General features: G+C 36.0%; 2 protein-coding genes and 1 pseudogene. All 3 read right to left on the bottom strand.

Translation table 11 applies throughout. The features are described 5' to 3' along the window. Window positions 1-786: pseudogene (locus tag E1140_RS02280) on the bottom strand (OmpA family protein); the annotation flags it as partial. 26 nt (window positions 787-812) lie between these two features. Further along, on the bottom strand, window positions 813-1,817 hold the full coding sequence (locus E1140_RS02275) for a PorP/SprF family type IX secretion system membrane protein (RefSeq protein ID WP_155178610.1): 1,005 nt from the start codon (window positions 1,815-1,817) through the stop codon (window positions 813-815). Beyond that, window positions 1,814-5,717: putative Ig domain-containing protein (locus E1140_RS02270; RefSeq protein ID WP_155178608.1), on the bottom strand; the 3,904-nt coding region annotated here is incomplete at its 5' end. The genes E1140_RS02270 and E1140_RS02275, both read right to left, overlap by 4 nt.

The raw sequence follows: 5,717 nt of genomic DNA, 5'->3' as shown, positions 1-5,717 counted from the left end.
GTAGGCATCGAAGCCTTCGGAGTTAATGGGCCTACCAAGGTTTACAGGTTTAGACCAAACATCCCATGAACCATATAAGCGTTCGCTAACATAAATATCAGCATCACCAAGCCCATTGTTATGCCCATTACTTGCGAAAAATAAATACCTTTTATCCCTTGATAAGAAAGGTGAAATTTCAAATCCAGCGGTATTAATAGTAGATCCCAGATTTTTGGGTTTAGTCCATTGTGCCCCTAGATCTCGAAAAGAGATGTATAAATCCTCATTACCGTAGGAGTCGTCACCCTTCATTGATATCAGAATATAATCAAAGTTTGGACTAACATAATACCCAACAAATTCCTTTTTATCCAACCATTTCAACGGGATAAGCTCTGGCTTTATCCACTTTCCATTTCTAAGTTTTGAAAATGAAATGCCATCGGTTCGATGATAACTATTTAGAAGGTAAACCACTTGTTGGTCTTCTCTAACTCCAATTATTGCATTGTTTTCATCATCATTCCAATCACGCATTTTATTAGTTGGTGATAACCAATTACCCAATGAATCTTTTTCTGATCTCCAAATATCCATTCCCGCATATTCCCCCCCTTTATTTTCTCTATGGAATCCGCGGGCAAAATATAAATACTTGCCTGAATCATATAAAATTGGACTAATCTCCTCTGATGCAGTGTTTACCAACTCTCCTAATTTTACAGGTTTTTCATAACCTATTATTTGAGCACTAGCCGTATAGCACCACATAAGAAATAAAAAGAAAAGACGATAGAATTTCATCAAGAATAGGACAAGTTTGATCTAAACTACCAAAATTTTGAATTAAGTCTGTATTTGTTAAACAGGCTAATTCCAATTATAATTTCATGGCCTTCAACATTAAACTGATCTAAATCTCCTATATACTTATTGTAGGAATAATGAAATGAATACCGACTATCTGAAACCAAGCCGATTAGCACTGAAGCTCTCTTTTTTGCTTCAAACGACAGTCCTGCATAAATCAAGTTCTTGTATCTCAACCTTGAACTAATTCGCCATTCAGGCTCAAAGCCTTCAACTAATAGCAATTCAGTATTAACACTTAGCTTTAATATCCTTGAAAAGTTCATCATTTTACCAATATGAATAGAATATGCTTGTTTCAAGTTATGCCCAAGCTCATTGGTATTCGAAATTTCAGACTTCACCATATTACTGGATGACACTCCTAGATAAAAATCGTCTGTGTACAAAACACTTCCAAAATCTGTTACAAGAGTTGTACTTCTTCCATCACTATCGATAATCAAATTCTGATAAAACAGGTCATTTACAGGATCTCTAACCGTATACTCGCTAAAGTCAATAACCTGAAAGAAAACAGCCGTCTTGACCCCAAACGATAAATTAAAATTTTGAGAAACGGGTAAATGATATGCATAGCTTGATGTTAACAGCGTAGATTGATATGATCCCAATTTCCTTGAAGACACACTACCACCAATACCATGCTTTCTTCTTAAGTTAGTGCTCGTTTTTAACTTATTAAGTATGCTTGGGTCGCTAATTCTTAACGAGTTATTTTTTGTAGTAGCAGTTATGGGTTTTGTTAATGGGCTATAAATACTCAAAAAAACACTTGAATTATCGCTCTCGAAGTCATTCCAACCTTGCCTAAACCCTAAGGTTAAATCCATGTAATCCTCAACCCCAGCAAACCCTGCATTGATATTTGGAAGATTCGTGAAATACTGTGTATAAACTTCTTGCTGCTGGCCAATAACGTTACCATACAACACAACAAATAAACCTAAAATTAATAACCTCATTTTAAAATAGTAACCATCCCCTTGTATGTTCTTCGACCATTGTTTAAATCAATTGTATAAAAGTATGAGCCATGTGGCAGCAACTTTCCATCATTTGTACCATCCCATAGGCACTTCTGATCAGAGCAGCTATACACGCTAGCCCCATCAGAGTCATATACTCTAATTGATATACCTGAATAGAATTGCAGATTTAATATCTCCCAAACATCATTTACTCCGTCTCCATTTGGCGTAAATGCATTAACAATATCTAACTCAGGAAATACCTCAGTTATTTTCACAACTCGTTTAACCACATTGCTGTCATCCTCGTCATCAGCCACTATAATTTCCAATTGCTTATCCTGAAGCTCTACTGATGATGATACTGGACTGGCGAATTTTACTTTTTCAAGAGTTTCGCTATAAGTGGTAGCTGTTGCTTCACCAGTAATTATGAGCACACCATTTTGTACATCATATGAAGACTCAAGAATTTCTTGTGATTCTAATTCTAAGATGAGTTGATCGCCTAAATTAAAATTTGAAGATATACTTACCGTTGCACTCTTTATTAAATCACCTTCATCATTATCACGAACCGTTACTTCCCCACTTTTTAATATATTTAATGCAGGATCTCCAAGACTATATTCAAGTGCATCTAAAAAATCATCTTGTCTTCCTGTAATAAGTTGAGGAGCATCATTCTTAGGTTCAATGATAATATTTACATTTGCTCCTTCTGATGAAATAGAAGTGCCATCTGAGGCATTCCAAATAAAAATATCATTACCAAAGAAGTTTAGATTTGGATTATAGCTTAATCCTTCTATTTGACCTACCAATATTTCAGAGCCTATATCAATACTTTCTGAGTTCAGCAATAATTGACCACTAACAGGGAGACTCATTATTTTGATATAATCCAATTCATCACCTGGTTCATCATTAAAACTAGCTTTAAAGTCATCAGCACTAAATTGATAACTAACATCTTCAACTGTATTTATTGAAAAATCACTAATAACTGGTGGGCTATTCACAATTAAAGAGAACTCTTGTTGCGTCTTGCCTCCATTTAAATCAATAGCTTCAAGAACAATATCTTTATTTTCTGCTGCGTTTTGTGGTACTATCCCCTGTATTCTTGCGTTTCCTTTTCCAATGTCAACAAAAGTTAAATATGGTGGGATTTTATTGGCAACTATAGTGACTTGATCATTTATATCGGGATCAATAACAGATATTTCGTATACAAACTCCTCTTCAATACCTATTTTGGCAATTGGTGTGCTAATAAAAATAGGGTTGTCATTTGTGTTAATTACCTCCAATTCAAAGGTTTGTTCATCAAAAGCGCCAGCTGAATCTTCAATTTTAAGGCTAATTTCGTCAATACCTACGTGTTCGTTGAGTGGAGTTCCGGATAAAATATTATCACCATTTTCATCAATACTAAACGCAAGCCATGAAGGTAAAGTAGCTGATGAAACCGTAATCTCATCTTCAAAATCTGGATCACTTACAAGAATTAAGTATTCATATACATCATCCTCCAAAACGCTGGATATAGGTTCGCTTGTTATAATTGGTTGGTCATTCACATTAATAACATTCAAGTCAAATTCTTGTAAAACAGATTCACCTTCGCCATCTGAAAGCAAAATTCTGATCAAGTTATTTCCAACATTTGAATTTTCTGGAGTACCTGAAAGAATGCCTGTCCCATCTCCATTATCTACAAATTCAAGCCAATTAGGCATATTCTCGTTTACCATACTAATTGTTGACCCAGCATCAACATCAATAGCAGTAATCAAATATTCATAAGGTTGATCTTCTGTTGCACTTAGAGCGGGTTCACTCGTAAACATTGGCAAGTCATTAGTATTTACAACAGTCAACTCGAAATTCTGCTGAACAGTCTGACCTGCAACATCAGTAACCCTAAGTTTTATATTATGAACTCCTACATTATTATTAGTAGGTACCCCTGAAAGTAATGCGGTATTGTCATCATTATCAACAAAGATCAACCAACTTGGTTTGTCAATAATAACGATATTCAAAACATCACCTATATCAGGGTCTGAGGTAAGAATTTGATAGCTATAATTACTATCTTCCAAAACTGATATAATTGGTTCTGTGTCAAAAACTGGAGGGTCATTTTCATTATTAACTAATAATTCAAAACTCTGAGTATCTTCGGCTCCTGAATTATCAATAACCTTAATAGAAATATTGTATAAACCAAGATCCGTATTAGTTGGAGTTCCAGATAGTTTAGAAGTACCATCATTATTATTGATTAATGTCATCCATGTAGGGACACCTGTACTTTCAAAAGTAAAACTATCACCAACATCAGGATCTTGTGTTTGGACATTATATGTATAAAGTAAGTCTTGTTGAGCTATTAATGGTGGGGAGCTTATTATTTCAGGAGCATCGTTGGTGTTATTTACTTGAATTGTAAAAGCTTGATTGCTGTTTGCACCTGCTACATCTTTCACATTCAATACTATCTCAATTGATCCAACAAACTCGTTTGTTGGAATACCTGATAAAACTCCTGTTCCATCACCATTGTCTAAAAGTGTCAGCCATCCTGGTTTTGATAATGCAGTAATTGACAGCACATCAGCTATATCTGGATCTGAGGTAGATATCAGGTATTCATATAGATCATCCTCATCAACAAACACAATTGGATTAGTTGTAAAAAATGGTGAATCATTCAAATTTGATACTTTAAGATCAAATACTTGGTCGACAGCAGCTCCAGAAGCATCTTCAACAGTCAATATTATGGAGTAATCACCTAAATCTTCATTAGTAGGCGTGCCAAAAAGCACTCCAGTTCCATCTCCATTATCAGTAAATTCTAACCATAGAGGCAATGTATTTGCCAACAATGTTCGAGTATCTCCCAAATCAGGATCGCTTGTTACTACTTGGTATTCATAGGAATTACCTTGTTGTACAGAAGCTATAGGGGTTGAAGAAAAAACTGGCACATCATTGGTATTAACAATATTTACAGTAAAACTCTGAGTCACCTTAACTCCAATCCCATCCTCAACTTCTAACACGAGGTTAAGACTTCCCACATGCTGATTTAAAGGCGTGCCTGATAATACCGCATTTCCATCTCCATTATCAATGAGACTCAACCATCCTGGCAACGATAGCGCTGTAATTGACCTAGTGTCCCCCACATCTGGGTCAGTGGTTGTTATGTTATAAGTATATACAGCATCTTCATTCACAATCTGCACGGGCGTACTTGTAAAACTTGGGGGATCATTCTGATTATCAACATTTATTGTGAACGCCTGATTAATTGCGGCTCCTGAATTATCTGCCACACTCAGTGTTACAAAGTTACTACCCAGATCCCCATTTGTAGGTGTACCGGTTAGTGTTGCAATTCCACTTCCATTATCATTGAAAACTAACCAATTGGGTTTCTGCAAAGCAGTTAAAGTTAAAATATCACCTATATCAGGGTCTACGGCTTGAATGTTGTATGTGTAAGCAACATCTTGAATAGCTCCTGTGATTGGTACAGTAGAGAACGCTGGAACATCGTTAGTATCGAAAATGGTTACTGTAAAACTCTGAGTGACTTTGACTCCTAGTCCATCCTGAACTTCTAGAACAAGATTAAGGCTTCCGACATGCTGATTTAATGGCGTACCTGTTAATACTGCTGTGCCATCTCCATTGTCTGTCAATGTCAACCAACTCGGTAACGATAAGGCAATAATCGCTCGCGTATCTCCTGCATCAGGATCAGCTGTTGTAATGTTGTAAGTATACACTGCGTCCTCATTAACACTCTGCACAGGCGTGCTCGTGAAGCTTGGTGGATCATTCTGATTATCTACATTGATTGTAAATACCTGGTTG

Source organism: Fulvivirga lutimaris (assembly GCF_009711525.1).
In the GTDB taxonomy this organism is placed as follows: domain Bacteria; phylum Bacteroidota; class Bacteroidia; order Cytophagales; family Cyclobacteriaceae; genus Fulvivirga; species Fulvivirga lutimaris.
The sequence above is the reverse complement of the archived record's forward strand: the minus strand, read 5'-3'. Positions and strand labels throughout refer to the sequence as shown.